The sequence below is a fragment of the Streptomyces sp. NRRL F-2664 genome (assembly GCF_000719345.1).
Lineage (GTDB): Bacteria > Actinomycetota > Actinomycetes > Streptomycetales > Streptomycetaceae > Streptomyces.
In genome coordinates this window covers 1-440 of the sequence record NZ_JOFX01000363.1, presented here as the reverse complement: position 1 = coordinate 440, position 440 = coordinate 1, and the positions used below count along the sequence as shown (strand labels likewise).

At 73.9% G+C, this 440-nt stretch carries 1 protein-coding gene; it reads left to right on the top strand.

The window, feature by feature from the left end:
• The coding region (locus IF89_RS39690; RefSeq protein WP_043194982.1) for a hypothetical protein at nucleotides 1-440 on the top strand (440 nt) is incomplete at both ends.

The following is a 440-nucleotide window of genomic DNA, read 5'->3' as shown; positions in this document are numbered from 1 at the left end:
GGTCCTGCAGGAGACCTCCAACACCCTGGCTGCGGACCGGCGCACGGTCACCGGGACCGTCACCCGCACCGCAGACAGCAGCGGGAAGCTCGCCGCCCGCGAGCAGACCACATTCACCTACGACAAGTACGGGCAGCCTGCCTCGCAGACGGTCTCCTGGGCCGACGGCGCGGGTGGGGAGGGGCGGGGTGAGGGGCCGGGCGAGCTGAAGACTGAGGTCAGCCGGACCGTGGAGGGCGGGCGCCTGACCGAGACCGCCACGGTGGCGCCGGGCACGGATGCCGAGACCTCCGCCTCGCGGGTGGTGGATCTGGCCACCGGCGCCGTGCTGGAGGAGATGGGGCCGGGCGGGCGGGTCGTCTCGGGGACGGAGTACGACCGCCAGGGTCGGCCGTCTGTGCACACGGTGCTGCCGGACTCCGGCAAGCCGCAGACCACCC